Origin of the sequence: Microcoleus sp. BROC3, from assembly GCF_036702515.1 — a bacterium.
In the GTDB taxonomy this organism is placed as follows: Bacteria; Cyanobacteriota; Cyanobacteriia; order Cyanobacteriales; family Microcoleaceae; genus Microcoleus.
The window spans coordinates 101,006-120,564 of record NZ_JAUBTQ010000003.1; the positions used below are offsets into that span (position 1 = coordinate 101,006).

Here is a 19,559-nt window from a genome sequence, read left to right on the forward strand (position 1 = left end):
TAAATAAAATTTAGGATATCGCTAAGCTGTTACCTGGTTTTTTCTGTTCAATAATTGAGTCCATTTTATAAACTTAAACTAGCAACAATGCAAAACACAATTGTCGAAGGATTTCGGATTTCACCCCAACAAAAACGTCTTTGGCTGTGGCAAAAAGAGAGTTGTGTTTATCGGGCCCAGTCTGCTATCCTGCTTGAGGGTTCGCTGAATATTGCAGTCCTAAAAACAGCTTTACAGAAAGTTGTTAATCTGCATGAAATATTTCGCACGATTTTTTACAGACGACCGGGAATCAAAATTCCTCTTCAAGTAGTAACCGAGCGCAGTAACCTTTCCTGGCATGAGGTTAATCTCACCCATTTATCCCAAAATGAACAATCAATCAGAATTGCAGAATTGTTTCAGGAAGAAAGGCATTTTATTTTCAAGTTGGAGACGGGGCCGCTGTTACGTTTAACCCTAGTTTATTTGTCAGCTAACAAGCACATTTTGCTAGTGACTGTGCCATCACTCTGTGCAGATAGTTGGACGCTCAAGAATTTATTTTACCAAATCGGTAATGCCTATGCTGCTTGCTTGGAAGGCAAAGAGCTATCTGAGGAACCGATACAATATGTCCAGTTTTCCGAATGGCAGAATGAATTGCTAGAGGGAGAGGATACAGAGCAGGGAAAAGCTTATTGGAGTCAGCAAGCTGTCTGCAATTTTCCACCGCTGACCCTTCCTTTTGAGACCAAGCTAAACGATCAAAGCATTTTTGATCCTGATGTTTTTGCTTTGAATATTGAGCCAGATTTAGTGGCAAATATGGAAGCGGTCGCAGCTTTACATCATGCCACAGTTGCTGAATTTTTGTTCGCTTGTTGGCAGACTTTAATCTGGCGATTCACAAAACAGTCAGACATTATCGTTAACACTGTCTGTAATGGCAGAAAATATGATGAACTGCATGAGATGCTGGGATTGCTTGCGAAATTCCTGCCTGTTCGTTGTTCTTTTGAGCGAGACTTTAAATTCACTAAAATCTTGGGGCAAGTTACCGAAACAATCGGCAATAACCGCAAATGGGAAGAATATTTCGTAGGGGAAGAAGAGCAAGAAACAAATGTTAATGGTGTTAACTTCCCAATTAGTTTTGAGTTTGAAGAATGCGCGAATAAATATGAAGCTGGCGGTATTGTGTTTTCCGTTGATAAACAATACGCCTGCTTTGAGCCATTCAAAGTTAAGCTAACCTGCTTGCAAAGAGAACAATTTACGATCGCAGAGTTTCACTACGATGCCAACTTATTCTCGATAGCAGATATCAAACGTTTAGCAGGACACTTTCAGACTTTGGTAGAAAGTGCTGTGAGTAACCCAGAAGCTAAAGTCAGCGAATTAGAGATTTTGAGCGATCGCGATCGCCATCAACTACTTGTCGAGTTTAACAATACTCAGACTGATTACCCGCAAGATAAGTGCATCCACCAGCTTTTTGAAGAACAAGTACAACAAACACCCGACAAGATTGCTGTCGTGTTTGAAGACAAACAATTGACTTATGCTGAACTCAATGCACGCGCCAATCAATTAGCTCATTACCTACAAAAATTAGGTGTTGTCCCAGATATGCCAGTGGGGATATATGCAGAGCGATCGCTCGATATTATCATCGCCTTACTCGGTATTCTAAAATCAGGTGGAGCTTATCTGCCTATAGATCCCGCATTACCAGCAGAAAGTTTAGCAAACCGATTGCAAGATGCCCAGGCCTCGATACTTTTAACACAGCATTCGCTTGTTCAGACGCTACCAAATTCCCCGGCAAAAGTAGTCTGCTTAGATGCAGATTGGGAAATAATTAATCGAGAAAGCAACGCCACTCCAGCTAGCGAGGTAAAATGCGAAAACTTAGTTTATTTACTGTTTACCTCTGGTTCTACAGGCAAACCCAAAGGTGTCGCCGTTGAACATCGACAACTCCTCAACTACTTGTACGGTATTTTAGACAGATTAGACTTGCGGATTGCTAACAGTTTTGCTACCGTTTCTACCTTCGCTGCTGACTTGGGAAACACGGTAATTTTCCCAGCTTTATGTACGGGGGGATGCTTGCATATAATATCTCAGGAGCGGGCATCCGACCCAGTGGCACTAGCAGATTACTTTAACCGCAATCCTATTGACTGTATCAAGATTGTTCCCTCCCACCTCGCCGCTCTTTTAGCCTCTTCCCCAACTCAGTTTATCTTGCCCCAGACTCACCTCATCCTTGGCGGTGAAGCTGCTACCTGGGACTTAATTGAAACTCTCCACCAGCAAGTACCTAACTGCCAAATTTTCAATCACTATGGCCCTACAGAAACAACTGTAGGCGTACTCACTTATTCAGTTAAAAAATTAGCCTCTCTTGCCAAAACAGTACCCCTCGGACTACCTCTACCTAATACGCAAATCTACGTACTAGATGAACAACTGCAACCCGTACCAATAAATATACCGGGGGAATTGTATATCGGCGGAGCGGGGTTAACTAGGGGCTATTTAAACCGACCCGAAGAACAAAGAGAGCGTTTTATTAATAACCCTTTTATTACCGGAACAATGCTGTACAAAACCGGGGATTTAGCCTGCTATTTACCGGATGGAAACCTTGAGTTTTTAGGACGCACCGACCATCAGGTAAAAATTAGAGGTTTTCGCATTGAACTGGGAGAAATTGAAGCATTACTAAATCAACATCATGGAGTGTGGCAGTCTGCGGTTTCAGCTTGGGAAAATGAGCCAGGAAACAAACGCTTAGTCGCCTATGTTGTTCCCAACAACAAACTAGCACTCAACTCCAATGAACTGCGAATTTTCTTGAAAGAAAAGCTGCCTGAATATATGCTTCCTTCAGCTTTTACGATCTTGAAATCTCTGCCTCTGACTCCCAACGGAAAGGTCGATCGCCAGTCACTACCAGCCCCCGATCAATCTCGCCCGGAACTCGAAGCTGTCTATGTAGCAGCGCGTACCCCGATAGAGGAAAAACTGGCTGAGATTTGGAGAAAAGTCCTTGATATTGAACAGGTAGGCATTCATGACAACTTTTTTGAATTGGGCGGTCATTCCTTGCTCGTAACTCAGCTTCTTGCCCTAGTGCGAAGTGCTTTTGAGGTGGATTTACCTTTGCGGAGCTTATTTGAAATGCCCACTGTCGCCGGCTTAGCTGAAACCCTTGAGACTACTTTGGGAACAAAAATCTCTCCTGTCAAAACTGGGGTAGAAACTTTCGATCTAAATGCTGAAGCTGTCTTAGATCCAGAAATTAACCCTAATGCTGCTAGTTGTAATTTTCCGGTTTCAGAAAATGCTATTTTCTTGACAGGAGCAACAGGATTTTTAGGAGCTTTTTTACTTGATGAACTGTTGCAGAAAACTGCTGCTGATATTTACTGCTTAGTGCGATCGCCAAATATTGAAGTAGGTAAAAAGAAGCTGCAAAATAGTCTTGAAGCTTATTTACTTTGGAATGAATCTTTTGCCACTAGGATTATTCCCGTTTTAGGAGATTTGTCAATGCCTCTTTTAGGGCTTTCCGAGGAAGAGTTTGGATCGCTCGCTAGTAAGGTTGACACTATTTATCATAATGGTGCGCTGGTTAACTTTACTTATCCCTACGCTGCCCTCAAGGCAGCTAACGTTTTGGGCACTCAAGAAGTCTTGAGGTTGGCTAGTCAAATTAAACTAAAGCCGGTACATTTCATTTCCACAATTGGTGTTGTTGGATCGACGACTGGCGTTATCGCATCTGTGGATGGTTCTGAGGTTAAAATCATTAAAGAACAGGATAGCCTGCCTCGCGCCGACGAACTCTCAAGTGGCTATACTCAGAGTAAATGGGTTGCCGAAAAGCTAGTAACAATTGCTCGCGATCGCGGTTTTCCTATCACTATTTACAGACCGGGACGGATATCAGGAGACAGTAAGACGGGAGTTTGCAACCCAGACGATCATACATTCAGAACGATTCGAGGCTGTATCCAACTAAAAAGCGTTCCCGATCGCAACTCGATGGTGAATCTAATCCCTGTGGACTATACTAGCCAAGCGATCGTTCATTTATCAAGGCAAAAAGAATCTTTAGGAAAGGTATTTCACTTAGTTAATTCGCACCCGGCGCATTGGAGTGAAATCATCACCTGGATTCACTCATTTGGCTACCCGCTAGAACCAGTTTCCTATGATATTTGGCGAGCAAAACTCCTTGATGCTGCTGGGCGATCGCAAGAAAACGCATTGACTCCACTTGTGCCAATTTTTACTCAACAGGCATCTACTAGCGCCAATCCAACTGAATCGCCAAAACCAATATCTAACTTAGCAGCGCAACATTTTGACTGCCAAAACACGCTGACTGGACTCGCAGGAACTTCTATCGCTTGTCCGCCTGTAGATAGGCAATTGTTTAGTACCTATTTCTCGTATTTGATTCGGAGTGGTTTTCTAGATGCTTTGGAATCGAGTTAGATCGATCGTTAGTCGGTGAAACCAGAAATTGAATTGAGAAGAAACCAGCATATTCTGATATAGGTAAAGTACGATGAGCGCGATCGCAGGTAGAGCTACCGCAGAAGGAACACAGCGTTACAAGCAAAGGCACAATCAAAACTGTGCAGCCGATTATTTTCGAGAAGCAAATTCACTTGTAGCGAGTTCTATTGGAATTGGGACTTATCTTGGCGAACCGGATGAGTGTACTGACACCCTTGTCACGGCAGCGGTAATTGAATCCGTTCAGCAGGGTGCAAATCTAATCGACTCAGCAATCAACTATCGGTATCAGCATGGAGAGCTCAGTGTAGGAAAGGCTATTCGGCAACTCGTGGCATCGGGAGATGTTTCAAGAGATGAATTAATTATCTGTACGAAAGGAGGGGTTCTGCCTTGCCCAAATCCGAACCAAGCAGACTGGTTTTATCGGCAGTATGTCGAGCCAAATAACTCTACTGTCAGTATGGATGATTTGGCTGAGGAACGTTACTGCATCCACCCAGAATACATTCAAGATCAGCTTGACAGGAGCCTTGCCAACCTCGGGATTCAGACAATCGATGTTTACTATATTCACAATCCCGAAAAGCAACTTTCCAAAGTCGAGCCTGATATTTTTTACAATCAGTTGCGAACAATTTTTGAGGTAATGGAAGACGCCGTTTTAGTTGGAAAAATTGCCAATTACGGTTTAGCAACTTGGAATGCTTTTCGCGTACCTCCGACTCAAAGTGACCGTATCGATCTGTCGCGGGCAAAATCGATTGCCCGTGAGGTTGCTGGCAATAGAGAAGATCGCTTCCGGTTCATTCAGTTTCCTTTGAATATGGCGATGCCAGAAGCGCTACTGTCTCCAACTCAGACGCTTGAAGGAGAACAAATTTCGACGGTGGAAGCAGCCGATCGCTTAGGGATTGCTGCGATCGCCAGCAAGTCGATCTGTCAAGCACAGGTTGCTGGTAAGATCCCAGAAAACATTGCTTCTGCCTTTGGGGACGATCGCCTGCAGACGGACTGCCAGCGGGCACTCCAATATACCCGCAGCGCCCCTGGCCTTCTGAGTGCTCTAGTCGGGATGAAAACACCAAAACATATTAGAGAAAATCTAGCTATTGCTGCTATCCCGCAGCTTGAGAAGGCAAACTTTCATAAACTTACTCATTTAATTGCGAAAGAGTTAAAGCGAAACTGAAGTACACCTCATCAAATTTAGCGATATATTAGGGTGCGTGACTGTGAATAGATTTTGGCTTGTGTTGAAGGCTTTTTGAGTTACGCACCGTAACTTTATATCCGGGTTCGATCGCCGAATTTGGTATCATATCGTTTCCGGTAGCATCGGAATGATACCGAGGACAGGGGGCCGTGTCCTGACTGCGGGTAATATTAATTCCGATGCTACCGGACTTGGTATCAAAACTTCGTTGAATCTCAGTCCAAGGACTAGCGGAGTATCTAACTCCGCCTGAGACCCAAATTGCCTAAAAACCTAGCCCAATTGTGTTAAAATTTGTTCGCTGCTTTTTTAGAAGGCGCGGAAAAATAAAAATGATTATTTTTGAAGTTGACCTTGTTGCCAATTTCCTTCTAGCTTAGTTCCATCTTTATAAATGTAGGAACCTTGACCGTGTTTCTTGCCGTCGAGGAATTCACCTTCATAGCGATCGCCATTGGCGTAAATGCAGGTACCTTTCCCGTTGAACTGACCCTCCCTAAATTCGCCTTCGCAGCGATCGCCATTCGCAAAAACGTAAACTCCTTTCCCGCTCATCTTACCATTGACAAAGGTGCCTTTATAGCTATTTCCATTGGCGAACTCACGGACACCTTCACCACTAAATTCTCCATTGTCGAACGGCCCTTGATAACGTCCCCCTTCTTTAAAAGTAAACAATCCCTGACCTTGAGGGTTGCCCTTCACAAACTCTCCTTCATAGCGGTTCCCGTTCGGATATTCGCGAACCCCTTTACCGTGAAATTGTCCTTCACTAAATTGCCCCTCGTAACGGCCTTCTTCTGCAAAGGTATAGATTCCCTGCCCGTGAGGCGCGTTATTGAGCAACTCTCCTTCGTAGCGGTTCTTATTAGCATATTGACAAACGCCTTTGCCGTTAACTTTTCCTTCTTTAATATCTCCTTCGCAACGAGTGCCGTTACTGAATGTAAAAGCCCCTCTACCGCTGGGAGAACCACTCGTAAAAGTGCCTTCATAACGAATGCCGTTAGTTGAGGTAAAAGTTCCTGTACCCTCAAACTCACCGTTTTTAAAACTCCCTTCGTAGCGGTTGCCGTTAGCAAATTCGCGGACACCTTGACCGTTGAATTCACCCGAGGCAAATTCTCCTTGGTATCGACCTTCTTCTTTAAAGGTATAGATGCCTCGACCGTGAGGTTTGCCGTTGAGAAATTGACCTTCGTAGCGATCGCCGTTGGCATATTGACAGGTGGCTGAACCGCTGAGTTTTCCGTCACTCAATTCTCCCTCGCAACGTCCGCCATCGGGTAAAGTAATCACTGCTGCCATTGCGCTGTCAGGGTTCGCAAATAAGTGAATCATTCCCAAGTTGGAACCAAGTAATAAAGCGAGTCCAATTCGCGGAAGTTTACTTAATTTGGCTGGCGATATTCCCAAATTCATAATTGACAAAAAATTAAATTTTTCAGTTTGCACTTCCGTTTCCGGTACTGAATTTCCCGGCAAATTACTGATGTTTCCAGCAATTCCCTAATCATTGAGCCGGAAGGTAATGGACGCTGTTTTTCCTTGAATGCCAGTCTCTGATGAGGCGAATTTCCATTTTTCTACTGTTTTAATCGCTGCGCGATCGAAGTCATCGTAGTTGCTAGAAACCAAGATTGCGATGTTGAATGCCTTGCCGTTGGGGTCAACGTCAAACTTGACTTGCACTCGGCCTTGCCGCCCTTGTTGTCTGGCTGCGCTCGGATAATCAGGTTTACCGCAGCTAATGCAAGTACCTGGAGGCGGGCCCGAAGGGCGCGAAGAACCTCCCCCTCCTCCTGGATTTGTCGGTTTTGGCACCGAGCCCGAACCGCTGCCAAATGGCTCTGACGAACCCCCGCTGCCATTTCCACCTCCACCGCGTGACGAGTTCGAGCCGCGTCCTCCCGGGCTTCCGCCTTCCGGGCTTCCGCCTCCAGGGCCTCCGCCTCCAGGGCCTCCGACTCCCGGGCCTCCGCCTCCAGGTCCTCTGCCTCCGGGGCCTCTGCCTCCAGGGCTTCCGCCCGTGACTGGTGAGCCAGCCGTTGACGATCCCCCCAATCGGCCCGAACCATCCCCAAATGGCTCTGAGGAAGGTATGTCGCCATTTTCGCTGGCACCAGAGGGTGAGTTCGACCCACTTCCTCCGGGGCTTCCGCCTCCAGGGCTTCCGCCTCCAGGGCCACCAGAAGAGGCGAGGTTTCCTGCATCCCCGATCGCATTTCCAGAATTGCCACCGCCTCCTGGCCTAGTAGCTGTGACGGGCGATCCAGCCCCGGGCGATCGCTGGATGGGCCCGGAAGAAGGATTTAATCCCTCTGACGAAGGCTCCCCGTTACCACCAGCCGAAGCAGATGGCGATAGCGGGTTATTTTTTTCAGGACTGTCGGAGGACTTGGGATTTCCAGCATCTTTTGTCAAGTCTGCGGAACTCCCAGCGCCCTTGGGGCGGGAAGCGGTAACGGGTGGTTCGCTGGGAGGGGATTCCTGGCTCGCCGTTGTGCTGGGGCTATCAATTTTTGGAGCGGGCAAGGGGTTTTTGGGTTCGTTGGCGATCGGGGTTTTAGGAGTTTCTGGGGAATTGAAATCCTGTTGAGGTGCGGGGGAAGGTTCCACAGGAGTTGGTGGCGGAGTTTCCGTTAAGGGCAACTCTTTCTTAATCTCTGGTGGTGGCGTTACCGCTACCGGTGGCTCCTTGGGAATCGGTGGGGGCTCTGCCGCTACCGGTGGCTCCTTGGGAATCGGTGGGGGCTCTGCCGCTGCGGGTGGCTCCTCTGGAATCGGCGGGGGCTCTGCCGCTGCGGGTGGCTCCTCTGGAATCGGCGGGGGCTCTGCCGCTACGGGTGGCTCCTCTGGAATCGGCGGGGGCGTTGCGGCTACGGGTGACTCCTCTGGGGGAGTTGGCTCTGGTGGCGGTTCTGGTTTTAACGTCTCAGGCGGGGGAGATACCTTTTCTTCAATAGCCGGCTCTGGCTGGATTTCCTCTACTTTAGGCTCATCAAGCATCACAACTTCAATAGAATCCTGTGAAAATTCAGCAGGTTTGACCAAGTTGAGGCTCAACGGCAGCGCGACACCGTGCAGGAAGGTTGAGGCTAACAGACTGATCGCCAGAACTTTTTTGAGAGCTTCTTCTTGTTGTTGTCTTTGCGTCGCCGAAACATTTGAAAAACTCATGCCTTGTGAAACTCCTTTATGGATGGGTTGGCAACATCCTTGCTGGCTCCCCCACATAACCCGAAACAACTTACCAACTGCGGGTTGAGCTTGCTATCAATGATGAACTTACCCATCCTATAAGAAGACTGTCACCTGTTCAAGACTCTTGCTATTAATTTTCATTTATTTAATTTTGATAGAGCGAGTAGACGCCACCATGCAGCATTTCCTTTGGGTGGCCCGACGTTGCTCTCATGGGCGCTGTCAATGTTCGGATTCTGGCAGGGCAAGCTTCCAAAATGCCTTAAATGCAATACTCCAGCCGGGAATATACCAATAAATTTCAACATTCTCAAGCTTTTTAGAGAATTTTTAAATAAAAATTTCTAATCAATTTAATTTAAATAATAAGTAGATTTTATCAAAAATTGTTGGTCATGCCTTGACACGGACGGAATTTTGTGGAAACCTAGTTGAGAATCTTTTAAATTATTGAAGATTATTTTCAAGTTCTAACGCTAATAGTTAGCAAGGAAGCACTGGCAGAAAAATCGGTCGGGATAACAGTAGCAGCATTTTGGGTACAGACGAAGATAGTCACATACAGGTAGTGCGTTTGTGCGATCGCGATCGCGCTTGAGTGAAACAATTCGCAGTCTGAATCACTTATGCCGACTTGACGCAGAAACTCTACCAGCCTTCGATCGGGCTAATTGCAGCATTAGGCAGCTTGCGATCGCTCAACACAGATAACGAGAATACAAACTAATGGATAATTTCATTTACATTTTTCGCGCTGGGGGCATTGTTTCTTGGCCGCTGCTTGCCTCGTCAATCGCAGCAGTCGCACTGATTTTAGAGCGTCTTGTTTTTTGGTTTAAAGTGAATCGGCGACAGCGGCGTGTCGTCCGGGAAGTGCTAAAACTTTACAGTCAAAACCCGGATTCCGCCATCAAAAAGTTACAAGTAAACGCTGATTTGCCGTTAGCCAGAATTTTTTTGGAAGCATTAGAATTAGACTCGCCCAACATCGAAGAATTTCGTTTGGTCTTAGAGAGTGCAGCTCAGGCAGAAATCCCCGTTTTGAAGCGATTCAATACAATATTTGACACCATTATCACCCTCTCCCCGCTATTTGGGTTGCTCGGAACAGTTTTGGGCTTAATTACCACCTTTGACTCCCTCAAACTGGGAGATGCTGCAGGCACCAATGCCGCAGGCGTTACCGGGGGGATTAGCGAAGCCCTGGTTTCTACGGCAATGGGGTTAGTGGTGGCAATCTTTACGCTCGTATTTGCCAATATGTTTCGCGGGTTTTACTTACAGCAAATAGCTTTTATTCAGGAAGCCGGAGGTCAGCTAGAGTTACTGTACCGTCACCGCTACGAACAACTACTAAGAGAATCTAATTATGCGCCTACCCGATGAACCTGATAGTATTCCCCAGATCAACATCGTGCCACTGATTGATGTAACCTTCGCCATATTGACGTTTTTCATTGTTTCCTCTTTGTCTTTATCCAAATCCGAGGGTCTACCCGTAAATTTACCGAAAGCAGCAACCTCTCAGACTCAGGAAGCACCTGCTAAAATCACCGTCACCATTGATGCTAATGGAAAGTTAATGGTTGATAAAAAGTTAGTCAACTTAGAGCAGATTGAGAGTACGGTGCGACAGGTGATGGGTTCAAATCAGACCTCATTAATTGTGCTGAATGCGGATACAAGCGTCAATCACGGAAATGTTGTGGAAGTTATGGATAAATTACGCCGAATTAAGGGAGCTAAGTTAGGGATTGCTACCACCAAGTAGAGAGTTCCTATAATTACTCATTTGTAATTCCCTCATACCTTTAAACTGAAATTACCTCGTGCATATGTACTGCTAAAAAAGCCTGTAAGCCTGATTCAAAAATGAATACAGGCTTTACTACCCGGGTTTTAGTACCTCTGTAATTTCAGATTATCAGTCCTGGACGCAGGCTAACCAAAAAACCCGGTTTCTCGTTGTCACGTGAAGAAACCGGGTTTTTGCGTCCAGGACTGGAAAAAGGGAGTTGTTGACAATTGACTCACATATTTGATTTGATGAGCAAGGTATTATTGCTTGCTGTTACCGTCCTAATAGTGCAGCATAAATCCGGTAATTTATTACCCAGAATTGGTGGATAGCCCGGTTGATATCTACACAATTAATAAATCATATGTTTGGTAAATATATGTGTTTTTGGCTACTATATTGACCTTGCAATAAGGAGATTCTTTTTATCGAATAGACCTTACTTGCTTTTGGCTTTCACGGCCCTAGATTCCACTGTGAATCCTGGAATATCTTGCAATTCTGTTTCGCTCAAACTGTACTGTTCGCAAACCAAACTCAAACGAGTTCCGGTAGTTTTAACAGCGTTGACAGAGTGAGTCAAATCTCCTTGAAAATAGACCAGCGAGTTGGCTTGCGGCTTAATCTGCCCGACTTGCTGTTTGTTGCGCCGCAGTATCAACTCTCCCCCTTGCAAGTTCGGCGGTACTTGTACGTACAAAACGCTGACGGCTGCGGGAGGTTCAACCGTTTTGCAGTACGATCGCAAAGATCGATCGATATGCGGATCGACGCGGGAACCTTCACCCAGCAACAAAGGGTTGAGGTAAAAAGCATTGCATTCAGGCTGTAATGCTTGGTCTAGATAGGGTTTAAACAAGGGAAACCGCCGTTCTACTTCGGCGATTTCCGCACGTTGAAACACCACGGAAAACCCTTTTGTGCCAATGAAATCGCGGTTGAGGTTGTTGATTGCTAGATAAGGGGAGGCTAGAATTGCTCCTCGCAAGTCGTTGAGGTAGTCGATCGAGAAAGCGTTAGGATGTTGGCTATAGTATTTCAAGGCACTCAAAAATCATCAAAGTTTAAGGAAACAGCAGATAGAAATGCAGCAATCGCTCAGACTTGGGATTGCTTCGTTCCTCGCGGATGGCATCATAATGTTGATTTAAGTCCGCGTAATTAAATCAAAGGTTTTTCTTAACTGCGGGCGATCGCCCGGAAGTGTCGCAACCGACTAGAAACGGCAGAATATCAGTATACAGGCGATCGACTTTCGCCGCTCGTCGTTGTGATTCGATTATATGGGCAATTCTTGCAGGAGTCGTAAATTTTTTACCCCACCCCAACCCTCCCCGAAGCCGCGGGGAGGGAGTAAGAGATTCACAAATGATTTAGGATTGCTATATTTGCAATTCGATTATACATGATGCCGCTCAGCAGCCGATCGCCCATTTATTTTAACTTGTGGAATTGCAGAGGCGATCGCGGAAATTGCGATCGCATCCGGCCTCTGTTTTATCACCGATTTCTTGAGTTTGCTAGCTGGAAAACCGATGGGTGTTGGCGCTGTATAGGAAACATCTTGCTAAAAAAAGCAATCTGTGCATTAGGTCAAAATGCTGGGAGGGCGATCGACAATATCTAACTGGCGATAGAACGTTAATAAAGTTTACCAATAGAGGGTGGTCTAAAAAATACCAGCAGTCGCAACAGTTACTAAGTAATTATTTTAGATAAAATTAATATTTCACAGGGTGAAAAAAGCAAAGCTGCCAGCTAAAATTAAAGAGTAAGTGAAAAAAAACAACTCGCTGAAACGATATGGCAACAACATTGTACGAGAAAATGGGTGGAGAGCCAGCTATTAAAGAGATGGTTGATGATTTTTACCGCGATGTTTTGGCTGACGAGATAGTGAGCCACTTCTTCGATCATACAGATATGGAAAAGCAGCGCCGCCATCAAACTGCTTTTATCTCTTATGCCCTTGGCGGCCCCAAGCAATACTCAGGCCGTTCAATGGAGAAAGCACACGCAGGTTTGAATTTACAGCCAGAACACTTTGATGCGATTGTGAAGCATTTGACCGATGCCATCATTGCCCACGGTGCATCCCAAGAGGATCTCGATGAAGCGCTAGGTAAGATCGCGACTTTGAAAGAGGCTGTTTTGTACAAGTAAGATCGAGTGAATGCAACATGGTTTTTGCAGCCACTAGAATAGTGATAAAAGTGGAGATTTCGTAATTAGGCAGCGAAAGATTCACTTTGTTTTTTGCCGGATATAATGAACCGCGAAGACGCGAAGGAAGAGAAGAGTTCATAATTGATGCGAGGATTGCTAGAGTTGTTTAACTGATATCCCGTATGAGTTATGGGAAGCAATCGCGCGATAGATATATAGCAATCCTTGAATCATTTGTGAATTTCTTACTTTCTCCCCACGGGTTCGGGGAGGGTTGGGGTGGGGTACAAAATTTACAACTCCTGCAAGGATTGCTATAGTAGCGGATTTAAGTTATTTCTGACATCTGGCACCGTTATTAAGAACAGGCAAGATGCCTGTTCCACAAAGACTAAATTTTATGGTAGAACAGGCATCTTGCCTGTTCATAAAGTCTGATTTACTATGAAAAATAGTGCAAGGCATCAGTTATTTTTCACTTAATTTATGGATACCTGTTTCATTTTTTATAGTAGCTTATTCGGCCGATCACGGTATTGCTGAAGTATATTTTCCCGCATTTGTTCATTTACTTGAAATGCTGACAAGTTATATTCCTCCTTTAGCTAGATGACGCCAGTCAAGTGCGGCTTGCACGATCGGTTTACTAATTGCCAATTACCAATTACAAATTACCAAATCGTATATGCCGCAATACTTCGGAAAACTCCAAACTACTGAACAGCCTTGGTCAACAATCGGTTCGGTAGAATCCATAAATAAAACCGATCGCACAATTCACTTTAATTGCGGCGAGATCTCCCTAAATATCAGCATCCTCGCACCGAATTTAATCCGAGTGCGAATGTCCCCAAACCCCCCCCAACCCCCCCTTAGTAAGGGGGGGCAAGGGGGGGTAGAAAGCCGATCGCACTCAATAACTGTCCCTGACGAAGAGTGGGAAATCACACCATTTGAAGTGCGAGAAACAGACGAAAAAATAGAAATTGAAACATCACAAATAACGATTTCAGTCAAGCGATCGCGCGCTGCAATCGAATGCTTTGACAAATCGGGAAAACCCTTTGCTAGCGACTGCGATCGCAGTATGGGATGGCGCGCAGGTGCAACTGCGGGCTGGAAGCGCATCGAAGCAGACGAGCACTTCTACGGTTTCGGCGAACGCACCGGCTTTCTCGACAAACTCTCCGAAGTCAAGACAAACTGGACAACCGACTCCCTCGACTACAATTCCCTCACCGATGAAATGTACCAGGCGATCGCATTTTACATCGCCCTGAATCCCGATCGCGCTTACGGCATTTTCTTCAACACGACATTTTGGAGTCAATTCGATATCGGCGCGGAAAAACCCGGGGTTTTGCGGATGGAAACCAGAGACACGGAACTCGACTACTACATCATTTACGGCCCGGAACCCGCCCAAATTATCGCCACCTACACCCAGTTAACCGGCCGGATGCCGCTTCCGCCAAAATGGGCGCTGGGATACCACCAATGCCGCTGGAGCTACGAATCAGAGGACATTGTGCGGGAGTTGGCGAAGGAATTTCGCGATCGGGCGATTCCCTGCGATGTCATCCACCTCGACATCGACTATATGCGCGGCTACCGCGTTTTTACCTGGAGCCCGAAGCGTTTCCCCGATCCCGCGAAACTGATCGCAGACTTGAAAGCAGCGGGTTTTAAGGTTGTCACGATAGTCGATCCCGGTGTCAAGTACGAACCGGAAGCAGATTATGAAATATTCGATCGGGGTGTGGAGAATGACTATTTCGTTCGCACCGCAGAGGGAAAGCTATTCCACGGTTACGTTTGGCCGGACAAAGCGGTGTTTCCCGACTTCATGAGGCCGGAGGTGCGCGAATGGTGGGGCGAATTGCACAAAACTCTGACAGATATTGGGATTTCGGGGATTTGGAACGACATGAACGAACCTGCGATCGCAGAACGGCCTTTTGGCGACGGCGGCGAACACATCAGCTTTCCCCTAGATGCACCGCAAGGCCCGGAATCCGATCGCGCTACCCACGCGGAAACGCACAATTTGTATGGGTTGATGATGGCGAAAGCTTGTGCTGAGGGGTTGCAAAAAGTGCGATCGGGCGAGCGATCTTTTGTGCTGACGCGATCGGGTTTTGCCGGCATTCAGCGTTACTCCTCGGTATGGATGGGCGACAATCAATCGCAGTGGGAACACTTAGAAATGTCGCTACCAATGCTTTGCAATATGGGGCTTTCCGGCGTGGCGTTTGTCGGTTGCGACATCGGCGGTTTTGCGGGGAATGCAACGGCTGAACTGTTCGCGCGGTGGATGCAGGTGGGGATGCTGTATCCCTTGATGCGCGGTCATTCGGCGATGAGTACGGCGCAGCACGAACCGTGGGTTTTTGGATCTCGCACTGAGAAGATTTGCCGCGAATACATGAATTTGCGCTATCAGTTGTTGCCTTACATTTACACGTTGTTTTGGGAAGCGGCGACGGCGGGAACGCCGATTTTGCGACCGTTACTGTATCACTTTCCGCGCGATCGGGCAACTTATCACCTTTACGATCAAGTATTGCTCGGCCCGTCGCTGATGGCTGCACCCGTTTACCGCCCGGGAGTTGAGCACCGCGCCGTGTATTTGCCGGAGGGGACTTGGTACGATTGGTGGACGGGCGAATGCTATCACGGCCCGACGCACATTTTAGCTTGTGCACCTTTGGAGAGAATGCCGCTTTACGTGCGGGGCGGGGGCATAATTGCGATCGCACCTGTGAGGCAATTTGTCAGCGAAGAACCGCTTGAGTCATTAAAAATGCGAATTTGGCCCGGAACTGGTGAATGGACGCTTTATGAGGACGATGGACAGAGTTTTGAACATGAAAAAGGTGTCTGGGCTACGACTAATTACAAGGTGTATTTGGAAGAGGAAAAAATCATCGTTGAAATTGCCGCGCGCGAGGGTCAATTTTCGATTTCTGAACGCGAAGTTATTGTGGAAGTTGTTGGCGTTGGCGAACAGCGATTTATAGATGATGGTACGGTGCGGCGTTTGACATTTGGATAACTTTGGCATAAAGCGGTTTATGCTATGGTGGGATTCATTCAGGGCGATCGCTCGATCTGGCAGAGTTTGAGATGGAAAGGGCGATCGCATCCTGAAAATCTGGTCAGCCTGTGATTCCGGTGTGGTGCGATCGAATTCATCAGCCGATAGCAAAGATGTTAGCGGGGTAGAGAAATCCCCAAAAAACAGCCAACAAATTCGGCAAAGGGGTTGGATAAAGTGTCTACCTGTCAAGATTGTGGACGATCGAGGAATTGAAAGTTTGAAAATTATTCGATTGCAGCCATGATTTTTATTTTCGCCAATTCAAACCTGACTCAACAAATGGAGGAATAAACCATGCTAATAGAAGAATATTTTGAATTTTTAGCCGATGATGACATTCGAGTAAAAGGGACAAGAGTAGGAATAGAAAGCATCCTCTATGAATATATTTATCATCAACGTTCACCAGAGGAAATTATCAAACACTTTTATACTTTGACCCTGGATCAAATTTATGCAACAATCCTGTATTATTTAAACAATAGAGCCGTCTTAGATAAATATATCGAAGACTGGCTAGAATGGTCGCACCAACAAAGAAAAGCCCAAGAATTAAACCCTCATCCAGCTTCGATAAGACTCCAAAAAATTAAGGAAGAAAGAAATAAAAACCATGGCCCTCAAGTATCTGATGGATGAAAATATTGACCCGGTTTATCCTACTCAAATTCGGATGAAACAAGTAGAATTAATTATTCGGGTCATTGGCGAACCTTTTATACCAGCCAAAGGAACTAAAGACCCGGAAATTTTAGAATGGTGTGAAAAATATGACTTTATCCTAGTCACGAATAACCGTAAATCTATGCCTGTTCACTTAAACGCTCATTTGCAAGCCAATCGTCATATTCCTGGGATATTTATTTTAAATGCGAATTTAAGCGTTGGGCAAAACATAGATGAATTAATTTTGATTGCAGAATGTTCTTTTCTCAATGAATATCAAGATCAAATTATTCATTTACCTATCACTAAAGAGGTTTCCTGATGACTCAAACTATACCCAAGTTAATAACTTTTGATGACTTCCTGGAATGGAAGCCAGAAAACGGACATTATGAATTACATAACGGAGTTATTGTTGAAATGCCAAATCCCACTGGTAAACATTCAGCCAGCGCCGGTTTTCAGGCGATCGAGTTTGGGTTAGAAATCAGGCGACTACAGCTTCCTTACTTTATTCCCAAGGAATGTACAATTAAATTTAGCGATCGCTCTGGCTACGATCCCGATGTAATTGTATTAGATAAACAAGCCGTAGCAGCCCATGAGTCTCGATGGGAAAGAGAATCAGTTATTACTCAGGGAAATTCCGTCAAATTAGTTGTTGAAGTTGTCAGCACAAATTGGCGGGATGATTATGCCCACAAAATGATTGATTATGAAGCATTAGGCATTTTTGAATATTGGATTGTAGATTATTTGGGTTTAGGTGGTAGCCGTTATATTGGTTCTCCGAAACAGCCTACTTTATCGGTTTATCAGTTAGTAGATGGTGAGTATCAAATTAAGCTGTTCCGAGGGGATGAAAGGGTTGAATCGGCAGTGTTTCCCGAGTGGAATTGGACCGCAAAGCAAATTTTTAACGGTGGGTAAAAATTAAATAGGACTTACGCACGGGGGCTGGTGAAACCGGGTTTTTCACCAAAATACTTGTTGTGACCGGCAGATTCGGTAAAAAACCCGGTTTCTTCGATCGGAATGCGTCCAGGACTGTTAAATTTATGCTCCACTATTTATGGATTAGGTTAAAATAATGATTATCTCCCATATAGCTCTGAAAAATTGGCGAAATTTTCAGTCAGTGAATGTTGATTTGCGCGATCGCGTTTTTGTGGTAGGCCCTAATGCTTGTGGTAAGTCAAACTTTCTCGATTCATTGCGCTTTTTGCGGGATCTGGCTAAAGCAGGAGGCGGATTGCAGAAAGCCGTGAGCGATCGAGGTGGCGTATCAAAAATTCGCAGTCTTTATGCACGCCGATATCCAGATGTAGAAATAGAAATTCAGCTTTCAGAATCTAATGCCCAACAGCCATTATGGAGGTATGGGCTGGGAATTAAACAGAGAAAAGGTGGAAAAAATGAGCCTATTGTTGCCTACGAACGAGTTTGGAAAGGCGATGAGCAAATTGTCAATCGCCCTACTCAAGAGGATGACAACGATGAGCTACGTCTCACCCAGACTTATTTAGAGCAAATTAATGCCAATGCAGAATTCAGAGAAATTGCTAAATTTTTAGAAGCGATTTTATATTTACATTTAATTCCTCAGTTAGTTCGCCATCCCGAAGCTTTTGCTACCCCTGGACTTTCCGAAGATCCTTTTGGGAGAACTTTTTTAGAGCGAGTTGCTAAAACTCCCGAAAAAACTCGAAGATCGCGATTAAGAAAAATTGAAGATGCTTTAAAGTTGGCTGTCCCACAATTGAAAAACCTCACAGATACCAAAGATGTGATGGGGGTTCCTCATTTGGAAGCTGTTTATGAACATTGGCGGCCAGGAGCGGGAAAACAACGGGAAGACCAATTTTCTGACGGAACTTTACGATTAATTGGTTTGCTTTGGTCTCTTTTAGAAACCGATTCATTATTGTTACTAGAAGAACCAGAACTTTCCTTAAATTCGGCGATTGTTAGCAATTTACCGTCTCTGATTTATCGCCTTCAGCGCCCGAGAAAGCGACAGGTTATTCTTAGTACCCATAGTGCTGATTTGCTCTCTGATAAAGGCATTGGTGGCGAAGAGGTGCTGCTAATGACACCGACTCCTGAAGGAACTCAGGTAAAACTTGCTTCAAGTAATGAACAAATCAAAATGCTATTAGAAGGAGGTTTAAGCATAGCTGATGCTGCACTTCCTCTTACAGCACCGCCCGCGATTGAAAAACTGAGTTTATTCAAATGACGGATATTCCCATCAATTTAGTGTTTGAGGATGCACTGAGTGAAGCAGTTCTTAAACAAATGCTCAAACAGTCTCAACGTCCTTTTTCAGTGGGACAGTGCTTGAATCAGAGAGGATATGGCAAAATTAAAAAGATTATTTCTGGATTAAATTATGCGGCTAAGGGAATGCCATACTTAGTATTAACTGATTTGGATAATGCAGAATGCCCGTTAGTAATTATTTCGGAGTGGTTAACTCAACCAAAACATCCTAATCTGCTGTTTCGGATTGCTGTTAAAGAAGTGGAAGCGTGGTTACTTGCACATCGAGAGGGCTTTGCCCAATTTCTGGGTATTTCAGTAGACTTGATTCCTGGCGACGCGGATCGAATTCCTGACCCCAAGCAGCTTTTAATCAATCTGGCTAAAAAGTCAAAGAAGCGAAATCTGCGGGAGGCGATCGTCCCCGATCGTAATAGTACGGCAAAAATTGGTAAAGACTACAATGGTCAACTGATCCACTTTGTCAATCAAAGTTGGCAGGTTGCGTCAGCACAGACTAATTCCCCCAGTTTGGAACGAGCTATGAATGCACTCATGAATTTTCAACCAACTTGGGAAACTTGAGGAGAAAAACCAATCCTGTACCCTCTCAATGCTGGGCAAACAGT

15 protein-coding genes are annotated in these 19,559 nt (G+C 45.4%); 12 read left to right on the forward strand and 3 right to left on the reverse strand.

Features of this window, described 5'->3' with window-relative positions; genetic code table 11:
• Positions 1–87: 87 nt before the first annotated feature.
• Positions 88–4,494, forward strand: coding sequence for an amino acid adenylation domain-containing protein (locus tag QUB30_RS02885; RefSeq protein WP_333328788.1), 4,407 nt, complete (start codon positions 88–90; stop codon positions 4,492–4,494).
• Positions 4,495–4,567: 73 nt separating this feature from the next.
• Entirely contained in the window at positions 4,568–5,710 is a 1,143-nt protein-coding gene (locus tag QUB30_RS02890) for an aldo/keto reductase (RefSeq protein WP_333328792.1), read from the forward strand.
• Between the two features lie 360 nt (positions 5,711–6,070).
• On the opposite strand, the gene QUB30_RS02895 is transcribed toward QUB30_RS02890, so the two are convergent.
• Entirely contained in the window at positions 6,071–7,189 is a 1,119-nt protein-coding gene (locus QUB30_RS02895; RefSeq protein WP_333328795.1) for a hypothetical protein, read from the reverse strand.
• A gap of 54 nt (positions 7,190–7,243) precedes the next feature.
• Complete coding sequence (locus QUB30_RS02900; RefSeq protein ID WP_333328798.1) at positions 7,244–8,914, reverse strand: TonB family protein; 1,671 nt, start codon at positions 8,912–8,914, stop codon at positions 7,244–7,246.
• A gap of 750 nt (positions 8,915–9,664) precedes the next feature.
• On the opposite strand from QUB30_RS02900, the gene QUB30_RS02905 reads away from it, so the two are divergent.
• Together QUB30_RS02905 and QUB30_RS02910 are read left to right on the forward strand one after the other, a co-directional pair.
• Positions 9,665–10,324 (forward strand): MotA/TolQ/ExbB proton channel family protein, encoded by a 660-nt coding sequence (locus QUB30_RS02905; RefSeq protein ID WP_333328801.1) that lies wholly within the window; start codon positions 9,665–9,667, stop codon positions 10,322–10,324.
• Positions 10,308–10,709, forward strand: a complete 402-nt coding sequence (locus QUB30_RS02910) for a biopolymer transporter ExbD (protein ID WP_333328803.1) — start codon at positions 10,308–10,310, stop codon at positions 10,707–10,709. The genes QUB30_RS02905 and QUB30_RS02910 overlap by 17 nt, the downstream gene beginning before the upstream one ends.
• A gap of 466 nt (positions 10,710–11,175) precedes the next feature.
• Here the strand turns inward: QUB30_RS02910 and QUB30_RS02915 are convergent, their stop codons facing one another.
• A complete protein-coding gene (locus tag QUB30_RS02915) occupies positions 11,176–11,778 on the reverse strand; it encodes a 2OG-Fe(II) oxygenase (protein WP_333328806.1) in 603 nt (200 codons plus the stop codon).
• A gap of 363 nt (positions 11,779–12,141) precedes the next feature.
• Between QUB30_RS02915 and QUB30_RS02920 the strand changes: the two genes are divergently transcribed.
• From QUB30_RS02920 to QUB30_RS02955, 8 genes are all read left to right on the forward strand, one after another.
• Entirely contained in the window at positions 12,142–12,363 is a 222-nt protein-coding gene (locus QUB30_RS02920; protein WP_333328809.1) for a hypothetical protein, read from the forward strand.
• A 176-nt stretch (positions 12,364–12,539) separates the two neighbouring features.
• A complete protein-coding gene (locus QUB30_RS02925) occupies positions 12,540–12,899 on the forward strand; it encodes a group 1 truncated hemoglobin (protein ID WP_333328811.1) in 360 nt (119 codons plus the stop codon).
• 688 nt (positions 12,900–13,587) lie between these two features.
• Positions 13,588–15,957, forward strand: coding sequence for a glycoside hydrolase family 31 protein (locus tag QUB30_RS02930; RefSeq protein ID WP_333328814.1), 2,370 nt, complete (start codon positions 13,588–13,590; stop codon positions 15,955–15,957).
• Between the two features lie 339 nt (positions 15,958–16,296).
• Positions 16,297–16,641, forward strand: coding sequence for a DUF433 domain-containing protein (locus QUB30_RS02935; protein WP_333328817.1), 345 nt, complete (start codon positions 16,297–16,299; stop codon positions 16,639–16,641).
• Positions 16,634–16,990 (forward strand): hypothetical protein, encoded by a 357-nt coding sequence (locus QUB30_RS02940; protein WP_333328820.1) that lies wholly within the window; start codon positions 16,634–16,636, stop codon positions 16,988–16,990. Before QUB30_RS02935 ends, QUB30_RS02940 begins: the two co-directional genes overlap by 8 nt.
• Positions 16,990–17,598, forward strand: a complete 609-nt coding sequence (locus tag QUB30_RS02945) for a Uma2 family endonuclease (RefSeq protein ID WP_333328824.1) — start codon at positions 16,990–16,992, stop codon at positions 17,596–17,598. Before QUB30_RS02940 ends, QUB30_RS02945 begins: the two co-directional genes overlap by 1 nt.
• 160 nt (positions 17,599–17,758) lie before the next feature.
• On the forward strand, positions 17,759–18,907 hold the full coding sequence (locus QUB30_RS02950) for an AAA family ATPase (protein WP_333328827.1): 1,149 nt from the start codon (positions 17,759–17,761) through the stop codon (positions 18,905–18,907).
• A complete protein-coding gene (locus QUB30_RS02955; RefSeq protein ID WP_333328829.1) occupies positions 18,904–19,515 on the forward strand; it encodes a hypothetical protein in 612 nt (203 codons plus the stop codon). Before QUB30_RS02950 ends, QUB30_RS02955 begins: the two co-directional genes overlap by 4 nt.
• Positions 19,516–19,559 lie beyond the last annotated feature (44 nt).

Coding starts and splice junctions, on each gene's coding strand:
- QUB30_RS02885 (WP_333328788.1), top strand. CDS start 88: ATGCAAAACACAATTGTCGAAGGATTTCGGATTTCACCCCAACAAAAA.
- QUB30_RS02890 (WP_333328792.1), top strand. CDS start 4,568: ATGAGCGCGATCGCAGGTAGAGCTACCGCAGAAGGAACACAGCGTTAC.
- QUB30_RS02900 (WP_333328798.1), bottom strand. CDS start 8,914: ATGAGTTTTTCAAATGTTTCGGCGACGCAAAGACAACAACAAGAAGAA.
- QUB30_RS02905 (WP_333328801.1), top strand. CDS start 9,665: ATGGATAATTTCATTTACATTTTTCGCGCTGGGGGCATTGTTTCTTGG.
- QUB30_RS02910 (WP_333328803.1), top strand. CDS start 10,308: ATGCGCCTACCCGATGAACCTGATAGTATTCCCCAGATCAACATCGTG.
- QUB30_RS02920 (WP_333328809.1), top strand. CDS start 12,142: ATGATGCCGCTCAGCAGCCGATCGCCCATTTATTTTAACTTGTGGAAT.
- QUB30_RS02925 (WP_333328811.1), top strand. CDS start 12,540: ATGGCAACAACATTGTACGAGAAAATGGGTGGAGAGCCAGCTATTAAA.
- QUB30_RS02930 (WP_333328814.1), top strand. CDS start 13,588: ATGCCGCAATACTTCGGAAAACTCCAAACTACTGAACAGCCTTGGTCA.
- QUB30_RS02935 (WP_333328817.1), top strand. CDS start 16,297: ATGCTAATAGAAGAATATTTTGAATTTTTAGCCGATGATGACATTCGA.
- QUB30_RS02940 (WP_333328820.1), top strand. CDS start 16,634: ATGGATGAAAATATTGACCCGGTTTATCCTACTCAAATTCGGATGAAA.
- QUB30_RS02945 (WP_333328824.1), top strand. CDS start 16,990: ATGACTCAAACTATACCCAAGTTAATAACTTTTGATGACTTCCTGGAA.
- QUB30_RS02950 (WP_333328827.1), top strand. CDS start 17,759: ATGATTATCTCCCATATAGCTCTGAAAAATTGGCGAAATTTTCAGTCA.
- QUB30_RS02955 (WP_333328829.1), top strand. CDS start 18,904: ATGACGGATATTCCCATCAATTTAGTGTTTGAGGATGCACTGAGTGAA.